At 66.2% G+C, this 18992-nt stretch carries 15 protein-coding genes; 7 read left to right on the plus strand and 8 right to left on the minus strand.

Features of this window, described 5'->3' with window-relative positions; all coding sequences use genetic code 11:
- The first annotated feature begins 68 nt into the window (after positions 1-68).
- From Q4I23_RS02130 to fcl, 3 genes are read left to right on the plus strand one after another with little or no spacing between them, the layout of a single operon-like run.
- The gene (locus Q4I23_RS02130) at positions 69-926 is read left to right on the plus strand and encodes an ABC transporter permease (RefSeq protein WP_237908208.1); all 858 of its coding nucleotides are present in this window, start codon (positions 69-71) and stop codon (positions 924-926) included.
- Positions 927-941: 15 nt separating this feature from the next.
- Positions 942-1724, plus strand: a complete 783-nt coding sequence (locus Q4I23_RS02135; RefSeq protein WP_237908209.1) for an ABC transporter ATP-binding protein — start codon at positions 942-944, stop codon at positions 1722-1724.
- A gap of 4 nt (positions 1725-1728) precedes the next feature.
- Positions 1729-2712 (plus strand): GDP-L-fucose synthase, encoded by a 984-nt coding sequence (fcl, locus tag Q4I23_RS02140; protein ID WP_498525147.1) that lies wholly within the window; start codon positions 1729-1731, stop codon positions 2710-2712.
- 8 nt (positions 2713-2720) lie between these two features.
- On the opposite strand, the gene Q4I23_RS02145 is transcribed toward fcl, so the two are convergent.
- Positions 2721-3596: a glycosyltransferase family 2 protein gene (locus Q4I23_RS02145; RefSeq protein ID WP_498525148.1), complete on the minus strand. Its 876-nt coding sequence runs from the start codon at positions 3594-3596 to the stop codon at positions 2721-2723.
- A 128-nt stretch (positions 3597-3724) separates the two neighbouring features.
- On the opposite strand from Q4I23_RS02145, the gene Q4I23_RS02150 reads away from it, so the two are divergent.
- From Q4I23_RS02150 to Q4I23_RS02160, 3 genes are read left to right on the plus strand one after another with little or no spacing between them, the layout of a single operon-like run.
- The gene (locus Q4I23_RS02150; RefSeq protein ID WP_498525149.1) at positions 3725-5962 is read left to right on the plus strand and encodes a peptidase domain-containing ABC transporter; all 2238 of its coding nucleotides are present in this window, start codon (positions 3725-3727) and stop codon (positions 5960-5962) included.
- Entirely contained in the window at positions 5925-7283 is a 1359-nt protein-coding gene (locus Q4I23_RS02155; RefSeq protein ID WP_237908212.1) for an HlyD family type I secretion periplasmic adaptor subunit, read from the plus strand. The genes Q4I23_RS02150 and Q4I23_RS02155 overlap by 38 nt, the downstream gene beginning before the upstream one ends.
- 55 nt (positions 7284-7338) lie before the next feature.
- Positions 7339-9048, plus strand: coding sequence for an SEL1-like repeat protein (locus Q4I23_RS02160; protein WP_498525150.1), 1710 nt, complete (start codon positions 7339-7341; stop codon positions 9046-9048).
- Between the two features lie 8 nt (positions 9049-9056).
- On the opposite strand, the gene Q4I23_RS02165 is transcribed toward Q4I23_RS02160, so the two are convergent.
- From Q4I23_RS02165 to Q4I23_RS02195, 7 genes are all read right to left on the minus strand, one after another.
- Positions 9057-9908 (minus strand): GNAT family N-acetyltransferase, encoded by an 852-nt coding sequence (locus tag Q4I23_RS02165; RefSeq protein WP_498525151.1) that lies wholly within the window; start codon positions 9906-9908, stop codon positions 9057-9059.
- Positions 9909-9937: 29 nt separating this feature from the next.
- On the minus strand, positions 9938-10804 hold the full coding sequence (gene rfbA / locus Q4I23_RS02170) for a glucose-1-phosphate thymidylyltransferase RfbA (protein ID WP_498525152.1): 867 nt from the start codon (positions 10802-10804) through the stop codon (positions 9938-9940).
- Positions 10801-11730 carry a dTDP-4-dehydrorhamnose reductase gene (gene rfbD, locus Q4I23_RS02175; RefSeq protein WP_498525153.1) on the minus strand — a complete coding sequence of 310 codons (930 nt, stop codon included), beginning with the start codon at positions 11728-11730 and terminating at the stop codon, positions 10801-10803. Before rfbD ends, rfbA begins: the two co-directional genes overlap by 4 nt.
- A complete protein-coding gene (rfbB, locus tag Q4I23_RS02180) occupies positions 11723-12796 on the minus strand; it encodes a dTDP-glucose 4,6-dehydratase (protein WP_237908217.1) in 1074 nt (357 codons plus the stop codon). The genes rfbD and rfbB overlap by 8 nt, the downstream gene beginning before the upstream one ends.
- A 92-nt stretch (positions 12797-12888) precedes the next feature.
- Positions 12889-13467 carry a dTDP-4-dehydrorhamnose 3,5-epimerase gene (gene rfbC, locus Q4I23_RS02185; RefSeq protein ID WP_498525154.1) on the minus strand — a complete coding sequence of 193 codons (579 nt, stop codon included), beginning with the start codon at positions 13465-13467 and terminating at the stop codon, positions 12889-12891.
- Between the two features lie 211 nt (positions 13468-13678).
- The gene (locus Q4I23_RS02190) at positions 13679-15361 is read right to left on the minus strand and encodes a glycosyltransferase family 4 protein (protein WP_498525155.1); all 1683 of its coding nucleotides are present in this window, start codon (positions 15359-15361) and stop codon (positions 13679-13681) included.
- Between the two features lie 112 nt (positions 15362-15473).
- Positions 15474-17165 carry a M10 family metallopeptidase gene (locus tag Q4I23_RS02195; RefSeq protein ID WP_498525156.1) on the minus strand — a complete coding sequence of 564 codons (1692 nt, stop codon included), beginning with the start codon at positions 17163-17165 and terminating at the stop codon, positions 15474-15476.
- A gap of 457 nt (positions 17166-17622) precedes the next feature.
- Here Q4I23_RS02195 and Q4I23_RS02200 point away from each other — a divergent pair, with 457 nt between their 5' ends.
- Positions 17623-18762, plus strand: coding sequence for an NAD(P)/FAD-dependent oxidoreductase (locus Q4I23_RS02200; protein WP_498525157.1), 1140 nt, complete (start codon positions 17623-17625; stop codon positions 18760-18762).
- Positions 18763-18992: the final 230 nt, after the last annotated feature.

Below are 18992 nucleotides of genomic sequence, written 5' to 3' on the forward strand. Positions count from 1 at the left end.
TGCCTTGGGGCTGCCGCCCATGGATTTCCCCACCCCGTCGGCCTGGCTTTGAGTGGATTGCGAGAGAAATGACCACCGAGAGCTTTCCCGGCTCCGTCAGCCAACAGAGGAACGGAGCCATCTACGACTCCGGAGACCGCAGCGAGGCGGCGCGGGCCTGGGAGGATCTCAGGGACGGCGCTCTGCGTTGGCGGCTGTGGAGCCGGCTCGGCTGGCACGACATCCGCAAGCGCTACCGCCGGTCGGTCCTGGGGCCCTTCTGGCTGACGCTCAGCATGGCCGTCATGGTGGGCAGCCTGGGGCTGATCTACGGCACGCTGTTCCGGTTGGACTTGGAGGGCTATCTGCCCTTCCTGGCGGTCGGGCTGGCCACCTGGACCCTTATCGCCTCATTCCTCAACGAGGGATGCATCAGCTTCATCGAGTTGGAGCCGCTCATCAAGAACGTCCGCATTCCGATGTCGGTGCACATCTTGCGGGCGCTGTGGCGCAATCTGATCATCTACGGCCACAACATCGTGATCTTCGCGGTGGTGGCGCTGATTTTCGGGATCTGGCCGGGAGCGGCGGGCCTCCTGGCGGTGGCCGGGTTGGCGCTGCTCCTGGTGAACGCCGGCTGGATCATGCTGCTGCTCGGCATGATCTGCACCCGTTTCCGCGATGTGCCCCCGATCATCGGCAGCGTGATCCAGCTCCTGTTCTTTGTGACGCCGGTCATGTGGAAGCCGGAACTGCTGGGCGACCGCCGCTACCTGATGGTCCTGAACCCCTTCTATCATCTGCTGGAGGTCATCCGGGCCCCGCTGCTGGGCCATGTGCCGGGCTGGGAAAGCTGGGTGGCTGGCCTGCTGTTCGCCGCCGCCGGCTGGGCTTTCACCTTTGCCTGCTTCGCCCGCTTCCGCAAACGCATCGCCTATTGGCTCTGACCCGCTGGATCTGGAATGGCTTCGATCCGCCTGAACGACGTCTCGGTCGATTTCGTGCTCTATCAGGGAAGCGCGCGCTCTCTGAAGAAGACGCTGCTTCGCACTTCCACCAGCGGTGCGCTGAAGCACGACGCGCACCACCGGATCACGGTGAAGGCGTTGAACAACCTGAACCTGACGCTGGAACACGGGGACCGGGTCGGGCTGGTTGGCGGCAACGGGGCCGGCAAGACGACCCTGCTGCGCGTCCTGGCCGGCGTGTATGAGCCGACCGCCGGGCGCATCCGCGTCGAGGGCAGCGTCACGCCGCTGTTCGACCTGGGGCTCGGCCTGGACATGGACGCGTCGGGCTACGACAACATCCGGATGCGGGCCGCCTATTTCGGCATCGACGGGGACGAGATCGAGTCCAAGATGGAGGACATCGCCGCCTTCACGGAACTCGGCGACTACCTCGACCTGCCGGTGCGCACCTATTCGGCGGGCATGACGCTGCGGCTGGCCTTCGCCGCGGCGACCGCGGTCGATCCGGAAATTTTGCTGATGGACGAATGGATCGCCGTCAGCGACACACAATTCCTGGAAAAGGCGCAGCGCCGGGCGGAAGGCTTCGTGAACCGGTCCAGCATCATGGTCGTGGCCTCCCATGTGGACGATGTCTTGAAACGGCTGTGCAACAAGGCCCTCTGGCTGGAACGCGGCGCGGTTGTGCGCATCGGTCCGGTTGACGAGGTGCTGGCGGCGTATCACAAACACAACGCGGGCGGCGAACCGCCGCCGCGAGACGGAGATGAGTGATCGGATGACGACGGGTACGGCAGCCTTTTCCCTGGACGGCAAGCGGGTGTGGGTCGCAGGGCATCGCGGCATGGCGGGGTCGGCGGTCGTGCGCCGGCTGGAGCGGGAGCCTTGCGAGATCCTGACCGTGGGCCGTGAGACGGTCGACCTGCGCCGCCAGGCCGAGGTCGAGGCGTGGATGGCCGAGGCGCGGCCCGACGTCGTCTTCCTCACCGCCGCCCTGGTCGGCGGCATTCACGCCAACAACACCCGTCCGGCCGAATTCCTCTACGAGAACTTGGCGATCGAAACCAACATCATCCACGCCGCCAAACAGGTTGGGGTGCAAAAGCTGGTCTTCCTCGGATCCTCCTGCATCTACCCGCGGATGGCGCCGCAACCCATCGTGGAGGACGCGCTGCTGACCGGCCCGCTGGAACCGACCAACGAGTGGTACGCGATCGCCAAGATCGCCGGCATCAAGATGTGCCAAGCCTATCGGCGGCAGTACGGCTGCGACTTCATCTCGGCCATGCCAACCAACCTCTACGGCTACGGCGACAACTTCGACATCCAGCAGGGCCATGTCGCTGCCGCTCTGATGATGAAGATCCACCGGGCCAAGACGGAGGGGGCAGGCAGCGTCGAGCTATGGGGTGACGGCAGCCCGCTGCGCGAGTTCCTGTTCGTCGATGATCTGGCCGACGGGCTGGTCTTCCTGGCCAAGCATTATTCGGGCGAGCCGCATGTCAACCTCGGCTCCGGCCATGAGGTTTCCATCCGCGGCCTGGCCGAACTGCTGGCTGAGGTGATCGGCTTCCAAGGTGATTTCCGCTTCGACCCGTCCAAGCCGAACGGCACCCCGCGCAAGATCATGGATGGTCACCGGCTGGCCGGCATGGGCTGGACCGCCCCGACGTCCCTGCGCGAGGGGTTTGCGCGCACGTACCGCTGGTATTTGGAAAAGCTCGACGCTGGCACCCTGCGCGGCATGACCACCGGCCGCTGAAGCGGCCGTCAGCCTTGACGGATGCGGCGCAGCAGCCGCCGCATCCGGTCGCGCCCGCGAAGGGCGACGCCGCGGGCCAACCGGCGCCAGGAGAGGTCGAGCCCGGCCCCGGTTTCGGCCAGCCGCCGCTTCAACTCGGCGTTCTCCAGCCGGGTGGCCAGGAAACCCTCCTGGTACAGCTCGATGCGCCGACGCAGCCAAGCTTCCGACTGATAGAGGGGCAGGGCGTTCTGGATGGCGTAGACCTCCGGCTGGCCCTTGGCGAGGTTGCTGGACGTGCCGCCCAGCCCGAAGGAGGCGATGATCACCGGCATGTGCATCAGCGTGACGGACGGGTCGGCGATGGCCTTCAGGAACCAGTCGTAATCGGCATGGACCCGCCACTGCGTGTCGAAGGGACCGGTGCGGTCGAACACCGCCCGCCGCGCGAAGGTCCCCTGGTGCGGCAGACAGCCGCACACCATCGTTTCCGCGGCCTTGTCGGCCTCCTGGGGCGTATGAATGACCGACCCGCCTTCTGGCAGGCGGACCTCGATGTCCCCATAGAAGAGGTCGCCGTCCGGGTGCCGTTCGATGAAGCGCACCGCGTTCTCGACCGAACGGGCGTCGTAGAACCAGTCTTCGGCATTCAGGAAGTGGATCAGGTCCCCGGTGGCCCGCGCCAGTCCTTTGTTCATCGCATCGTAGATTCCGGCGTCGGGTTCCGACACGAGAAGCGCCGGCCGGTGCCGGTGACCTTTTAGGATTTCCAGCGTTCCATCGGTCGAGGCGCCGTCAACGATGATATGCTCAACGTTCTGGTAAGTCTGCTGTGAGATGCTGTCCAGAGTACGGACTATGCCGTCACGGGCATTCCGGCAAATAGTAATAACCGAAACCTTCATCCACCTGCTCCTGTTGAGATCGCCCTGATTGAGCGTCCCGAGTGCAGAGCTTGTATCGGATGAGGGTGCTACAGTACAGTCGCGCCACCGGTGGACCACCGGAAGAGCGACCGGGACACAGGGGCCAGATGCAGAGCAAGACCGCCGCCGATCCGACAGACGCCTCTGCCGAGGCGGCACGGACCACCAGCCTTCATGCGCTTGCCGTTGTCGCACGTCATCATGGGCTGCACCTTTCGGTCGAGCAGCTCAGGCGCGATTATGCCATCGAAGCCGGTGAGCCACCGACGAAGCTGTTGCTGAAGATTGCCGAAGACAATGGCCTGACGGCCCGCGCCGTCAAGCTGCGCTGGAAGCAGCTGGCGCGTCTGGGCAAGGCCTTGCCTCTCCTCCTGCGGTTGCGGGATGGAAGCACGATGGTGCTGGTGTCCTTCCGGGAGGATGGCGGCGCACCCGTGGCCATGCTTCAGGACCCGCTGAGCACCGATCAGGCCTGCATTGCCGTGGACGAGCTGCGATTGGCCTCCGTGTGGGATGGCGATGCCGTCTTCATCAAGCGCCGCTATCGCATGACCGACCAGGAGCAGCCGTTCGGCTTCGGTTGGCTGTTCGGGCAGATCCTGCGCGAAAAGCGGATTTTCCGCGACGTCGCCATCTCCGCGCTCGTGCTCAGCATGTTTGCGCTGGTCCCGCCACTCGTCTTCATGGTCATCCTGGATCGCGTGCTTGTCCACCAGCGCCTGTCCACCCTGTATGTTCTGGTGATGGGAATCGCCTTCATCCTGGTGTTCGACACCCTGTTCGGCTACCTGCGCCGCTATCTGGTCGCGATCGGGACGGCCAAGGTGGACGCGCGTATCAGCACTTACATCTTCGACCGGATGATCGGGTTGCCGATCGATTTCTTCGAGCGGACGCCGACTGGCGTCATTTCCTACAAGCTGAACGAGGTCTGGCGCATCCGAGGCTTCCTGACCGGCCAGATGTTCGGGACGGTGCTGGATTCCATGACCCTGCTCGTGCTGATCCCGGCAATGTTCGTTCTCAGCCCACCGCTCGCCTTCATGGTGCTGGGCGTAGCCGCCATCATGTTCTTTGTAGTGGCGGTCTACATCGGCCCGCTCGCCCGCGCCTACGGTAAGGTCATCCAGGCGGAGCAGCGCAAGGGCTCTTTCATGATCGAGGTGCTGCATGGCATGCGCACGGTCAAGTCGCTGGCGCTGGAAGGCCGCAAGCGGCTTGACTGGGATGTGCGCGTGGCCGAGGCGGTGCGCGCCAACACTGCGATGCAGCTCCTGTCCAATCAGCCGCAGACCATTCTGCAGCCGCTGGAAAAGTCGATCTATGCGGGAACCCTGGCGATCGGCGCCTATCTTGCCATCGGCGAGGGAGCCATTGTGAACGGCGGTACGCTCGTCGCCTTCAGCATGATCGCGAGCCGTGCGACGAGCCCCTTCGTCCAGATGGCTTCCCTGATGCAGCAGTTTCAGGAAACCCGGGGTGCCGTCGGCCAAGTAGCCTCGGTCGTCAACCAAGCTCCGGAGCAAGCGCTCGGGCGCCAGGGCGTGCGACCGGCGATCAAGGGCGAAATCACGTTCTCCGATGTGCGGTTCCGTTATCCCGGCGCACAGAACCCGGCTCTCGACAACATCTCCTTCTCAATCGAATCCGGCCAGGTTATCGGCATCATGGGCCGCTCGGGGTCGGGCAAGACCACGGTCACGCGCCTGCTGCAGGGACTGCATCAGAACTACGACGGCCTGATCAAGATCGACGGTGTGGACCTGCGGGAGATCGACCTCAGCCATCTGCGCTCGAACCTGGGCGTGGTGCTTCAGGACAACTTCCTGTTCAACGGTACGATCCGCGAGAACATCATGGCCGCCAACCGCAGCGCCTCGCTCGAGGACGTGATGCGGGCAGCCCGGCTTGCCGGTGCGGAGGAGTTCATCGAACGTCTGCCCCGCGGCTACGAGACGGTGATCGAGGAAGGGTCGGCCAACCTGTCGGGTGGCCAGCGTCAGCGCATCGCCATCGCCCGCGCTTTGCTCGTCGATCCCAGCGTCCTCATCATGGATGAGGCGACCAGCGCACTCGACCCCGACAGCGAGGCGATCATCAACAACAACCTGACCCGCATCGCGCAGGGTCGGACGATGATCGTCATCTCCCACCGTCTGGCCTCTTTGGTGAACTGTGATCAGATCATGGTGCTGGAGCGCGGCAGTCTGTACGACATGGGCAAGCACGACGAACTGCTTCAGCGTTGCGACGTCTACCGCCATCTCTGGTTCCAGCAGAACCGACATCTCTCTCCGGGAAATTCTCATGACCGCGCTCCTCTTACGTCAGCCGCAAGCACCTGACCGGGAGGCCGAACAGGCCATCATCGATTTCCAAGGCGAGACCGAGGAAATCACCGGTCAACCGGAACCGCTCGGCGCGCGTGCGGTCGTGTGGGCTTTGGCGGCGATGGCCGTCGTGCTGATTGTTCTGGCTTCGGTGACTGGGCTGGACCGTGTGGTCAGCGCGTCCGGGCGCATCGTGTCCCAGGCGCCGACCATTGTCGTCCAGCCCCTGGAAACCTCGATCATCCGCAACCTCAACGCGCGTGCGGGCCAGACCGTCCAGCGCGGACAGGTGTTGGCGACGCTGGACCCGACCTTCTCGTCGGCCGACGTCGCCCAGCTCGAACGACAGGCCAGCAAGCTGTCGGCCGAGATCGCCCGGTTGAACGCCGAAGCCGAAGGCGCACCCTTCAAGCCCGGCAGCAAGGAGCAGGATCTGGTTCTGCAGGAGTCGATCTGGCAGTACCGGCAGGCCGAGTACGCGGCCAAGCTCGCCAACTTCGAACAGCGCATGGCCACCTTGCAGGCCACGATCAAGACCAGCCGGACCGATGCCGAGTATTACCGTTCCCGCCTGAAGATCGTCGGGGAGATCGAGGACATGCGCCGGACGCTGGAGAAAAACCAGACCGGCAGCCGCTTGAACTCGCTGATCGCCAGCGACACCCGCGTGGAAACGGAACGGACCCTCGGCCTCAGCGAGAACACCATCCGCACCTCGTCGCATGATCTGGAAGCGCTGCGCGCCGAACGGGATGTCTATATCCAGCAGTGGCGCAGCACCATTCTGACCGATCTGTCGACCCGCCAAGTTGATCTGGAGCGTGTTCGCGAAGAGCTCTCCAAGGCCCAGAAGCGCCGCGACCTGGTCGAGTTGCGTGCGGTTGAGGACGCCGTGGTGCTGGAGGTCGGGAAGTACTCCGTCGGTTCCGTGGTGGAAACGGCTCAGCCGATCTACACTCTGGTTCCTCTGAACGCGCCGCTTGAGGTGGAGGCGGAAATCGCCGGCATCGATCAAGGCTTCGTCAAGCCCGGTGACCATGTGCAGGTGAAGCTTGAAGCCTACCGCTACATGAAGCACGGAATGGCGAAGGGCATCGTCAAGACGATCAGCGAGGATGCTTTCACCCGTCGTGAGGACCAGAGCCAGGCGCCGCGGCCATTCTATCGTGCGCGGATCGAACTGACCGAGGTGAAGCTGCGCGACGTGCCGGAGGATTTCCGGCTGGTGCCCGGCATGCCTTTGACGGCGGACATCGTGGTCGGCGAACGGACGATCATGTCCTATCTTGTCGAAGGGGCATTGAGGAACACCTCGGAAGGGATGCGTGAGCCGTAAAGCCGCGAGGGCTCCGGCCCTCGCGTGATCTATTGGGAAAAGGATGTTGAGGCCGATGCGCAAGCTCATCAAGGCCGCCGGGCGGCTGTTCGGCTCCACGTCGCCAGACAACGATCACGCCAGAGGTCTTAAAGCGCACGAGCGGGAGGACCACAAGGCGGCGCTTGAAGCGTGGCTGGCCGCAGCACGCGCGGGCCATGCCGACGCGCAGTATCGCCTTGGCCGTCTGTACGACTTGGGCAAGGGAGTCGTGCGCAACGCGGTGGATGCGGTCGGCTGGTACCGGCAGGCCGCCGAGCAGGGACACGGCGAAGCCCAGGCCCGGCTTGCCGAAATCTATTACTATGGATCCGGCCAGCCCAAGGGCGTCGTTCCGACGGACGAGGCGCTGTCACTCCTCTTTCCCAACGGTCTGAAGATCGAACAGGATTACAAGGAGGCGCTCCGTTGGGCGCGGGCCGCCGCTGAAGGCGGAGTCGTCGGCGCACAGGCCATGCTCGGCTACATGTACGCCTCCGGTTTCGGCATCACCCCTGACTACGCAATGGCGGAGCGCTGGTACCGTGCCGCCGCCGAACAAGGCAACGCAGCCGCTCAGCTTGGGCTTGGGACGTTGCTCGCCGGTGGTTACGGGGGGGCTTCCGATCCCGTCGCGGCCCACGAATGGTTCCGCAAGGCGGCGGATCAGAAGAACGTCATGGCTTGGTACTACCTCGGCACCCAGTACGCCTCGGGGCTGGGTGTCGAGAAGGACCATGGCGAAGCGGCCAAATGGTTCCGCAAGGCGGCGGAGGCCGGCGCCGCCGCTGCTCAGCGGGCGCTCGGTCTGCTGTACGCGCGGGGAATTGGCGTCGCGGCCGACCCTCACCATGCGGAAACCTGGCTGCGCAAGGCGGCTGTCCAAGGCGATGCCGAGGCGATGCTGCAACTCGGCCATTTGAACAGCCGGGGCGGCGGGATGCAGCCCAACCTGTTCGACGCCGCATCCTGGTATCGTGCGGCGGGTGAGTTGGGCCATCGTGAAGCCCAGAAAATCATCGCTCAGATGTATCTGGCCGGATCCGGCGTGCCGCGTGACGAGATGGAGGCAGCCCGCTGGCTGGAGCGTGCCGCGGGACAGGGCGACCCGCAGGCGCAGTTGCGCATCGGCACCTTCTACGCGGAAGGGCGCGGGGTGACCCGCGACTATGACCGGGCGCTCGACTGGTTCCGACGGGCCGCCGACCAGGGAAACACCGACGCCGTCTACAACATCGGCATGCTGCACAGCCTGGGGCTGGGGGTGCCGCGCGACCCGGTGGGCGCCATCCAGTGGCTGGAACGGGCCGCCAGTCAGGGCAGCGTGTTGGCCCAGTTCCGTCTGGGGGCGGCGCTCGCGTCGGGGGACGGTGTGACGCAGGATTACGCCGCTGCGGCCGAATGGTCGCGCAAGGCGGCCGAGCAGGGCCATGTCGGTGCCATGGTCAATCTTGGCCGCTTCCGCATGCAGGGGTTGGGGGGAGACCGCGATATTTCGGAGGCAGTCCGTTGGCTGACCGCCGCCGCCAACCAGAAGGAGCCGGCGGCGATGACGGCGCTCGGCGAGTTGCACGGCCATTGGAGCGACCATAAGGACTTCGTGCAGGCCCATCTCTGGCTGGAGCGGGCGGCGGCGCTCGGTGACGAGCGTGCCAAGGTTCTGCTGGAGCGGATGCCGGTTCCCTCACCTTCCAACGCATCCGACAAGAACGATGGTGGTCGCTCCCGCGCCGCTGGGGAAGGCTGACCTCTGTCTTACAGGACCAGGGTAACGCCGTTCCAAAGGCGTCGTGGCGGCAGGGAAAGAGCCATATGGCGATGGATATCCCCCGTCACCGGATGCGCCACGGGGCCGAGGTCGGCGTAACCCAGCTTGTGGTACAAGGCTTGGGCGCGTGTGTTGTGGGGCAGGACGGCCAGTTCCAGCCGTGGGCAGCATCCGGCGGCCCAGCGCTCCGCCGCCCGCATCAGGGCATGCCCAAGCCCCCGACCACGGACGTCCGGGTGAAGCTCGATGCCCAGAGCAAGGCCGCGCGATTCCGGCATAACGGGCCAGTCCGGTCCGAGCCGGCATTGTCCGATGACGCGCCCGCCCCGTTCCGCCACCAGCCAGCACCGTCCGGCCGTCCCCTGCGCGGACGCGGCGAGCCAGGACCGGATGCTTTCCAAGTTTGGGACGCCGGTGGCGACGGTGCCGCCATTCCAATGAACCATCCCGGCCAGGAATGTCCACAAGCGTTCCGCATCGCCGTTTGCGGGATGCATGGCGCGCAGCGTGACAGGGCCGAGAGCAGGGATGGCGCGGCGGGGGGCACCGCGCAGACGCATGCCGGGAAAATCGGGCAGCCGCAAGTCCACGTCGTGCTCGTGCTCCGCGAACGCAGCGGGGACCGCTAGGTCGAAACCGTAGCGCCCATCCCCTCTGCCGGCTGATTTCAGATCGTCGCGTGGAAGGTCGGCCGCCGTGTCCAGCCGCATCGCATGCCCCGAACCGGAGTCCAGCAGGATCGAGAGGCGCAGCCGCCGGTCGGGATCGGCGGGCATCCACGCCCATCCCCTCACCCGGGGGCCGACACTTTCGAGAAAGCCTTCGATGCACGCCGTCATGGCGCGGCGATCCAGCGTCCGGGACGCGGCTATTCGGTCAGCAGGTTCAGCAGGTAGCTGCCGTAGCCGCTCTTGGCGAGCGGTCGGGCGATGCGGGCGAGCTGTTCACCGTCGATGAAGCCCTTGCGCCAAGCAATCTCCTCCGGCGCGGCGATCTTCAGGCCCTGGCGGGCCTCGATGGTCTGGACGAACTCGGCGGCCTGAAGCAGGGACTGGTGCGTGCCGGTGTCGAACCAGGCATAGCCGCGGCCCAACTTCTCCACCGCCAGACGCCGCTGCTCGAGATAGACATTGTTCACGTCGGTGATCTCAAGCTCGCCGCGCGGCGACGGCTTGATCGTCGCGGCGATGTCCAGGACGCTGTTGTCGTAGAAATAGAGGCCGGTGACCGCGTAGTTGGACTTCGGCTGAACCGGCTTCTCCTCGATGGCGTTGGGGCGGCCCTCGGCGTCGAAGCTGACCACGCCGTAGCGTTCCGGGTCGCGCACATGGTAGCCGAAGACGGTCGCCCCGTCTGTCCGGCCGGCGGCGCGGACCAGGGCCGGCTCCAGGTCGTGACCGAAGAAGATGTTGTCGCCCAGGATCAGGCAGACCCCGTCCGTACCGACAAAGTCCCGTCCGATGAGGAAGGCTTGGGCCAGCCCTTCGGGCTTCGGCTGCTCGGCGTAGGTGAGCGAAATGCCCCACTGGCTGCCGTCGCCCAGAAGGCGTTGGAACTGCTCCTGGTCCTGCGGCGTGGTGATGATCAGGATGTCGCGGATGCCGGCCAGCATCAGCGTCGACAGCGGATAATAGATCATCGGTTTGTCGAACACCGGCAGGAGCTGCTTGCTGGTCACCTGCGTCAGCGGATAGAGCCGCGTGCCGGACCCGCCGGCCAGAATGATGCCCTTCATGCCTTTGTTCCCACGCCCTGGGTTTCGTCGAGGATGTCGTCCAGCACCCGGTCGAGTCCGGTCATCCAGTCCGCTGGCGGAATGCCGTAGGCTTGGCCGAGACGCGTGGTGTCGAGGACGGAGTTGGCGGGCCGCCGGGCCGGTGTCGGGAAGTCGGCGGTCGTAATGGCGGTCACGGTCGGGCGGCGTCCGATGCGGGGGGCGGCGCGTTCGACGATGCGGTCGGCGAAGCCGTGCCAGGTGGTGGCCGGCGCCCCGCCGTAATGGAAGGTACCGGACGTCCAGCTTCCGCCGCCCAGCCGCGTCCGCGCGATGGCGGTGATAGCCGCGGCGATGGCCGCCGCCGGGGTCGGGCAACCGTGCTGGTCGGCGACGACCCGCAACTCGTCCCGCTCGCGGGCCAGCCGCAGCATGGTTTTGACAAAATTGTGCCCATGCGCCCCGAACACCCAGGCGGTGCGCAGGATCACATGATCGGGCTGGGCGTCTCGCACGGCCTCCTCGCCGGCCAGCTTGCTGGCGGCGTAGACACCCTGCGGGGCGACGGGGTCGTCCTCGCTCCAGGGGGTGGACTTGCTGGTTCCGTCAAAGACGTAGTCGGTCGAGATATGGATCAGCGGCACCCCGGTGGCGGCGCAGGCGCGGGCCAGATTGGCCGGGCCGTCGCGGTTGACCGCGAAGGCCGCGTCCCGCTCGCTCTCGGCCCTGTCCACCGCGGTGTAGGCCGAGGCGTTGACGACCAGGGCCGGGCGATGGGCGGCGATGGCCGCAGCCACCGCCCGCGCGTTGGTGACGTCGCCGGACGCACGGTCCAGCCCCACCGGGGTCAGGTCCGGCGCCCAGGCGGCGCGCAGCAGCTCAAATCCGACCTGACCGTTGGAGCCGAAGACGAGAACGGCGCGGGGGTGAGACGTTGCTTCAGCCATGGGTCGATTCGGCGACGGGAGCCACGCCGAGACGCTGGCCGCCGTAACCGGTGGACAGGCGCTCCCACCAGGCACGGTTGTCCAGATACCACGCGACGGTGCGGCGGATGCCGGTTTCGAAGGTTTCAGCGGGCGTCCAGCCTAGCTCGCTCTTCAGCTTGGAGGCATCGATGGCGTAGCGATGGTCGTGGCCGGGCCGGTCGGTGACGTGGGTGATCAGGTTTCGCCGCGGTCCGCCGGGCAGCGGTCCGGCCAGCTCGTCGACCAGATCGCAAATGGCGTGCACGACGTCGATGTTCTGGCGCTCGCTGTCGCCTCCGACGTTGTAGCTCTCGCCCAACCGGCCGGTCGTCAGGATGGTCCAGAGCGCCGAAGCGTGATCGTCCACATAGAGCCAGTCGCGCACGTTCAGCCCGCTGCCGTAGACCGGCAGGGGTTGCCCTTGCAGCGCCTTCAGCGTCATCAGGGGGATCAGCTTCTCCGGAAACTGCCAGCAACCGTAGTTGTTGGAGCAGTTGCTGGCCACAGTCGGCAGGCCGTAGGTCTCGTGCCAGGCCCGGACAAAATGGTCGGACGCCGCCTTGCTGGCCGAATAGGGAGAATTGGGGGCGTAGGGCGTGGTCTCGGTGAAGCGCCCATCGTCGCCCAGCGTGCCGAACACCTCGTCGGTGGAAACATGGTGGAAGCGGAAGGCCGCCTTCGCATCGCCTTCCAGCGCACGCCAATGATCGAGCGAGACCCGCAGCAGGGTGACGGTGCCGACCACGTTGGTCTGCACGAAGGCCATCGGACCGTCGATGGAGCGGTCGACGTGGGTTTCCGCCGCCAGATGGATGACCGCCGTGGGGCGGTGGTCGGCGAAGACGCGGCGCAGTTCCGCCTCGTCGCAGATGTCCACCTGTTCGAAGGCGTAGCGCGGGTTCCCGGCGAAGGGAGCCAGGCTTTCCAGATCCGCGGCGTAGGTGAGCTTGTCCACGTTGACGATCGAGGCCGTCGTGTTCGCCAGGACCCAACGGATGAAGGCCGAGCCGATGAAGCCCGCACCGCCCGTCACCAGTATGCGCATGCCATTTCCCCCTACCGCGCCTTTTCGAAAGGCGCCATCAAACCGTCAAAGAGCCCATTCTGAAGCCCCCACCCGGCCGGATCGTGCCGGCCTCAGGATGGCTGGAAATCAAACAGGTCGACCGTCTCGGCCAGCCGCGGAGCCACCGCGTCCTTGTCCGAAACCGACACGCCGGCCGTCGCCGGCCAACCGATGCCGAGCGCCGGATCGTTCCACAGGATGGACCGCTCGCACTCCCGCGAATAGAGCGCATCGACCTTGTAGGCAACGGTCGTGTTCGGCTCGAGCGTGCAGAAGCCATGCGCGAAGCCGGCGGGGATGAAAAGTTGCTCCAGCCCGTCGGCGGTCAGTTCCACCGCGGCGTGCCGCCCGAAGGTCGGCGATCCGCGGCGGATGTCCACCACCACGTCCAGGATGCGTCCGGCCAGAACCCGGATCAGCTTGGTCTGGGCGAAAGGAGGAAGCTGGTAATGCATGCCGCGCACCGTGCCGGGCGTGGCCGACAGCGATTGATTGTCCTGCACCCAGCGCCGTTCCAGGCCGTTCAGGGCAAAGGCCTGTTCATTCCAGGTTTCGACAAAATATCCCCGCGCATCGCCGAACCGCTTCGGCACGACCAGTCGGACATCAGGCAGTGACGTTGACGTTACCTGCATAGGGAGGGATCCCATCGATCAGAAAGCTCCGCGCGTCGAGGCCGAAGGCTTCTCGGGCGGATTGCGGTGAATGGCAAGGCGACGTGCCAAGGCAGGCGGATGATCGGTTGCATCGAACGTTTCGTCAGGACGCCTGCATTCGGCAAAGAATAAATGGAATAGACCGTTCCTTAGCGCAAACACCTGTTGCATCGCAAGCAAAAGCCGGCTGGAACCCGTGCATAACTTAGGACATCATCCCCTGTGCCGGGGCGGCCTCCTGTACGAAGCCGTACTTCATCAGGTGGACGAGGCTGCGCAGCAGCAGCAGGCGGCGCTCCTCGGGGACGAGCGTCAGGATCTGGGCGACCGTGCGGCCTGGGGCGTCCAGGGATTCCAAAGCCATCAGCAGATCGGTGGCCGGTGATACGGTGCCGCCGCGCGCCGTCGAGTTCAGCGGATCGGCGTGCAGCGCTGCCAGGGCCTCGGCCATTCCCGCGCGGGTCAGGCTGCCGGCCCGCGCCAGCCGGGTCGACGGGGTCAGGTGGCGCGTCGGGTAGGACGCGAACATGCGCAGGGGATCCGGGCGCAACGGGTTGCCGTCGCGGTCGGGGCGCCGCGGGGCGCGTTCCGCGGCGTGGTTGCGGATTTCCGCCAGCTGGCGCCAGACGTCGAGATACTGCGGGATGATCGCCCGCCAATCGAAGGCGGCAATGGCGCGGGCCCGGCCGGCCTCACCCATCCGCCGCCGCAGTGCGGGGTCCGCAGCCAGCCGCGTGTAGGCGTCCGCCGCCGCGGCCACGTCGACGGCGCTCACCTGCGAGACGCGCCCGATGTAGAAATCATAGGTGTCCAGCCCGGCGGCGTAGCGGTCGGCAAAATCGGGTCCGGTGCCCGGCGGCGGTAGGATGGTGGGAATCCGGAAGCCGTCCACTCCGTCGCGCACCGTCTCGCGGTAGCCGTTCCAGTCGGTGACGACGCAGGGCAGCCCGGCTGCCATCGCCTCCACCGGGGAGATCCCGAAGGTCTCCTGCACGTTGTCCACCAGCGAGGTGAACAGGTCGGCGGCGGCCCAGACGCGGGTCCGCACTTCCGGCTTGCGACCGTCCAGGAAGATGGCGTTGACGCTGGGGCAATAACGCTTGGCACCCTGGATGAAGGCGGTGCCGATGGAGTCGTTGCCGAACCAGCCGGCCTGGATCAGGTGGATCCGCTTGCCGGTTCGCCGGACAGCCTCCTCCAGCGCCAGATACATGGCGATCGGGTGCGCCTTGGCGTGGAAGCTTAGGCGTCCCATGAACAGCACAGCGACGTCGTCCTCGCCGATGCCCAGCGCCGCGCGCTCCGCGTTGCGGTCCGCCGGGCCGAAGCGGAACGCGTCCGTGTCCACGCCGAGCGGGATCACCGGCAGATGAGGCATCGGGACCCCGACGGCGCCCAGCCGGTCGCGCAGATACTCCGCGTAGGGCTCCAGAACCGCCTCCACCGAAGCGCGGGCCGCCCAGGATGTGCAGATCACCGCGTCCCACGGTTGCACCGGCGCGGTGGCCAGGGCGCCCAGGGTCTGGGGCGATTCCGAGGTCGTGTGGGTGATGCCGCACAGGCTGTAGCCCCGCTGGTCGCGGGAGCGGCGGCGCCAGGCGAACTGGTCGATGCCCGGTCCCGGCAGGAACAGGCAGCCGACACGGGCCAGCCGCGACGGTTCTCCAGTCGGGTAGAGCGCCACCTCCCGTCCTGGCGCGTGGCGGGCGGCGAGATCGGCGAACAGGCGCGCCTGCTCCGGTCCGTCGGCGTGACAGGCGAAGCTGTTCAATCCGGAGTGCCGGAAGAAACCGACGAGGAAGGATTCCCCCGCCACATGGCGGCCCTTCAGGTCCGCCCGCGCGGTCTCGTAACCGTCGGGGTGGAAATAGATGGCGGCGTTGGACACGGGCGGTCGGGGTCCTTGGCGGTTGTGCGGGCGCTGCTCGGGCAAGGTTGGCGGGAGAGTAACCGCCCATCCTCGCCAGAGCAACGCGCCCGAATGTCCGTCCGCACCCCGTTCAGCCGTTCAGCCAGACTGCCAGATAATCGGTGCCGTTCACCGTGCCGGGCATCGCCGTCAGGGACCCCACGGACTTGCCGGTCAGCGTCAGGCTGGCGTCGATGTTGCCGTCGCCGTTGAGATCGATGTGGGCCGTGGCGCCGGTGAAGCCGCCGGCGCCGCCCATCTCCGCCCAGCTGATGACCGACGTTCCCGGTTGCCAGCCCCAGACGGTCACGATCTCCCCCGCCTCCAGGTCGGTCACGGTGGACCAGACCGGCTCGCCCGAGCGGGCGTCGAGGAAGAAGGTGTCGTGGCCTTCGCCGCCGGTCAGGAAGTTGGACCCTGTTCCGCCGTCCAGCACATCGTTGCCGGCGCCGCCGTCGATGGCGTCCGTGCCGCCCCGGCTGTTGATGAAGTCGTTGCCGTTGCTGCCGACGATCGCCTCGCCGTCGTCGCTGCCGATGAGCTGCCATTCCAGGGTCTGGACGGGTCCGGAGTAGGTCGAGGCCTCCTGGAGGATCCGTTGCCCCGATGCGCTGTTGGCCACACCGAAGAAGGTGCTGGCCACCGTGCCGGGCGTCGCGTCCCGGCTCAACGCCAGGGTCATGTCGCCGAAGGACAGATGTTCGATGCTGCGCAGGGTGTTCGTGCCCTGCGGGCCTTCCACCATCACTTCACCCGCTCCGCTGTGGCGGATGGTGTAGGACGAGGGCGCCCCCTCGAACACCGCCGTGTCGAACCCGTCGCCGCCGTCCAGCAGGTTGTTGCCGGCCCCGCCGATCAGCGTGTCGTTGCCGGCCCCGCCGTACAGGGCGTTGTCCCGTTCGTTGCCGATCAGGACGTCGTTCCCCGAGCCGCCGATGGCGTTCTCGATCCAGCAGTCGTAGGAAATGCCCAGCGTCCGGGATTCCATGTAGAAGCCGGCCCGCCAAGCCGGTCCCAGGTCGCTGTAGGAACCGGGGCGCAGGTCGATCCGGGCGTCGCTGGTCTGGTTGGCCCAGCTTATGGTGTCGTTGCCGCCGCCGTCCCAGATGGTTTCGAAGATCGCCTGTCCAGGCGCCCAGGAATAGACGGTGTCCCCGGCGTTGGTCGACATGTTGGCGCCGTACAGATACTGGATGGCCGCGATGTCGTCGACCATGGGGGTGGCCGGGAAACGATCCTGCCAATAGCCCATCTCCGGAGGCGCCCCGGGGTAGGACCGGTAGCTCATCGTGCTGTAGAGCTGGCTGTCGATTCCGGTGGGAGCGATCGGAAAAGCCCCGTATTCCTCATGCAGGTGCTTCAGGCCGAAGGCGTGTCCGATCTCGTGGACGATGGTCTGGTAGGTGTAGGAGCCGGCTGCCCAGGACAGGGTCGGATCGGCAAAGAGGGAGCCGAACCACACGTCGCCCGCTTCCGGCAGATCCACCACGGGCAGAACCGTGTAGGCGGTTGCCGGGGCGTTGCTCCCTCCGAAGCGGAGGTCGCCGCAGGACAGGGCGTTGTCGGCGACCTCGGTACAGGTGATGTTCGCCACCGCCGTCCAGGTGCCGAGCGCTTGGCGGATCGCCGCCTGTGCCGTGCCGGACAGGGTCCAAAGGCTTCCCGGGTCCGGCGTCAGATAGCCGTCCCGATAGGCCGACAGGCCGGCAGTACCGAAAGAATAGGTCAGGGAAACCCCGGCCCCCGGATTGCTCCCTTCGCCCCATTTGTATCCGGAAAGCAATGAATCGATTTCAATGCGTCCATTTCCCATGATTTCGGATACCGGGGATGTGTAATCCGGTGCGCTCATGGCCACCACCTTTTGAATAAAAGAGGGTTGTTTGTAAAAACAGCTCTTCAATTCAGAAGCAGAGCGCGCTCATTCAATGAATTCGGAGGAGATATAAACTAAATAATTAATATAATTAAATAAATTAAGGCTTTAGCGCTTAAGTTACCGTGCTGGGTATTTGATTTTCCTGTGGGGCGTAACGCGGGTGACAACAATGTCTTGGCGGGTGATCTTTCTTGGGCTGGCCCTATCCGTCCGGACGTCACTTGCGGGGGCAGTGGGCTGAAGGGGAGTGGTCCGTCTGGACGCGCCGTGCCCATTCCTCTTGCGCGACCGGATGCTTTCGCGGCCTTTTGGACCTGATCGATCCTTGGGATCAGCCCTTTGGAAAGACCGGAGAGGGACGATGGAGCGGGTGGACTGTGTGGTGGTCGGGGCCGGGGTGATCGGGCTGGCGGTGGCCCGCCGGCTGGCCCGCGCCGGGCGGGAGGTGGTGATTCTGGAGGCGGCGGACGCCATCGGCACCGGCACCAGCTCGCGCAACTCCGAGGTCATCCACGCGGGCATCTACTACCCCACGGGCAGCCTGCGGGCGCGTCTGTGCGTGGCCGGGCGTGACGCGCTCTACGCCTACTGCGCGGCGCATGGTGTGGAGCACAAGCGCATCGGCAAACTGATCGTCGCCACCGAGGAGGCTCAGTTGCCCCGCCTGGAGGCCATCCGCGCCCAGGCCGCCGCCAATGGGGTGGCGGATCTCGTCCCGCTCTCCGCGTCCGAGGCCGTGACGCTGGAGCCCGGCCTGCGCTGCGTGGGCGCCCTGCTGTCGCCGTCCACCGGCATCATCGACAGCCACGGTCTGATGCTGGCCCTGCGGGGCGATGCGGAGGCGGCGGGCGCGATGCTGGCCTTGCTCAGCCCCCTGGAGCGCGCCCATCGGGCCGCGGACGGTTTCGAACTGGAGGTCGGCGGGGCGGAGCCGATGCGCATCGCCTGCGGCACGCTGGTCAACGCCGCCGGGCTGGGCGCCTGGGGGGTGGCCCGCAATCTGAGGGATTTCCCGGCGGAGCGTGTGCCGCCGCGGGTGCTGGCCAAGGGCAATTACTACGCGCTGGGGCAGGGGCGCTCACCCTTCGCGCGGCTGGTCTATCCGGTGCCGGTGGATGGCGGGCTGGGTGTCCACCTGACGCTGGATCTGGCCGGGCAGGCCCGTTTCGGCCCGGACGTGGAGTGGCTGGACCCCGCGGGCTACGACCGGCTCGACTACCGGCCTGACTACCGGGTGGACCCGAAACGGGCCGACGGCTTCTACGGTGAGGTTCGGCGTTATTGGCCGGGCCTGCCCGACGGCGCCCTGGTGCCGGCCTATTCCGGCGTCCGTCCGAAGCTGAGCGGCCGCGGCCAGCCGCAGGCCGATTTCCTGATCCAGGGACCGGGGACGCATGGAATGCCGGGTCTGGTCAATCTGTTCGGCATGGAATCCCCGGGCCTGACCTCCTGCCTCGCCATCGCCAACGAAGTGGCGGAACGGTTGGGAGGTTTGTCGTGATCGAGGGTTGGCATGGCCGCAAACGGTGTTCTCATAACTTCGAGCGTAAAGCCTGATTCATCAGGCTTTACGCTCGCCCTCAAACGGCGGGTACGGCTGTCCGGCCGCTTGCCTTTGCAGGTATGGGTCTTCGCGGCCGCCGTCGCGGCCCCTACCGTCGAGTGTAAATGAGGAATTACGCTCGACGGCATCCAGTCCATGATGGGTTCCGCCTGCCGGGCATGGGCCCA

The organism is Azospirillum sp. UFLA03-27 (assembly GCF_059803775.1).